At 67.3% G+C, this 1643-nt stretch carries 1 protein-coding gene; it reads left to right on the top strand.

Annotated elements, in window-relative coordinates:
• A partial coding sequence (locus KZA10_RS14410; RefSeq protein WP_218683227.1) for a pyridoxal-dependent decarboxylase occupies window positions 1-1532 on the top strand: 1532 nt, incomplete at its 5' end.
• Window positions 1533-1643: the final 111 nt, after the last annotated feature.

Here is a 1643-nt window from a genome sequence, read left to right as displayed (position 1 = left end):
TCGTGATCACGGTGGGCGTCTACGCGCTGGCCGGCTTCGAGATCTCGCCTGCGGCGGTGATCGGCTTCCTGACGATCCTCGCGTACTCGCTGTACGACACCACGGTCGTGTTCGACAAGATCCGGGATCCGATGACAAGTAAAGGAACGTCCATGGATGCTGTGCGCATGCACGCGGCCTCGCCCGAATCGACCGCGATCGTCGACGCCGTGCTCGACTATTCGCGCCGCCGCATGCTCGCCTCCGACGTGCCGCTGGACAAGCCCCAGTCCGAGGCGGAGCTGAACCGTCTGGTCGGACCCACGATCACCGATGCGGGACTCGGCGCGGCGCGCGCCCTCAGCGTGTTCGAGCACGTCCTCGCTCCGGCCTGCCTCACCACGAGCCACCCGCTGTACCTGTCGTTCATCCCGACCGCGCCGACCATGGCCGCGATCGCGTTCGACCTGGTCGTTTCCGCGTCGGGGCTGTACGGCGGAAGCTGGCTCGAGGGCGCGGGGGCCGTGCACGCCGAGAACGAGGTGCTGTCGTGGCTGGCGAGCGAGTTCGGGCTGCCCGAGACCGCAGGCGGGGTGTTCGTGCAGGGCGGCACGATCGGGAACCTGTCGGCGCTGGTCGCGGCACGCGAGGCCGCGAAGGCCCGGCTGATCGCAGAAGGCAGAGAGCTGCCCACCCGGTGGAAGATCGTGTGCAGCGTCGAGGCGCACTCCTCCAACAAGTCGGCCGCGAAGATCATGGACGTCGACGTGCTGCTGGTCCCGGCAGGCGACGACGGCGTGCTCCGCGCCGATGGCGTGCGCGAGGCCCTCGTCGAGCACGGCGACGAGATCTGCGCGGTGGTCGCCACCGGCGGGTCGACCAACTTCGGCATCGTCGACGACATCAAGGGAATCGCGGCGCTCAAGGACGAGTTCGACTTCTGGCTGCACATCGACGGCGCCTACGGCCTCACCGCCATGCTGGCACCGGAGGCGCGACACATCTTCGAGGGCGTCGAGCGCGCCGACTCGGTCATCGTCGATCCGCACAAGTGGCTCTTCGCGCCGTTCGACTGCTGCGCTCTGATCTACCGCGACCCCGACAGCGGACGACGGGCGCACACGCAGCACGCCGAGTACCTCGACATCCTGACCGAGGTCGACGAGTTCAGCCCCTCGGACTACTCGATCCAGCTCACGCGCCGCCCGCGAGGCCTGCCGATGTGGTTCTCGGTCGCGACGTACGGCGTCACCGCCTACCGTGATGCCGTGAGTGCGGGACTCGCGCTGACCCGACGCATCGCCGACGAGATCGCCCGTCGCCCCGAGCTGCGACTGGTGCGCGATCCGCAGCTGTCGATCGTCGTGTTCGAGCGGGAAGGGTGGGAGCGCGCCGATTACGACCGGTGGTCGGCGGCGCTGCTCGATTCGCAGCGCGCGTTCGTGGTGCCGAGCTCGCACGCCGGGCGCCCGAACACGCGATTCGCGATCCTGAACCCGCTTACCACGTTCGAAGACCTCGTCGGCATCCTCGACATGCCCAAGCGCGATTAGGAAAATGCCGCGGATTCCAATGCGTCGAGACATTTCGCGTTTTTGGGAAGGTAAGTTCACGCCAGAGGATATGATCCCAAGCGCGACACCGTCTAGCAGTGCAAAGAGAAG

The organism is Microbacterium sp. BF1 (assembly GCF_019279095.1).
In the GTDB taxonomy this organism is placed as follows: Bacteria; Actinomycetota; Actinomycetes; order Actinomycetales; family Microbacteriaceae; genus Microbacterium; species Microbacterium maritypicum.
The sequence above is the reverse complement of the archived record's forward strand: the minus strand, read 5'-3'. Positions and strand labels throughout refer to the sequence as shown.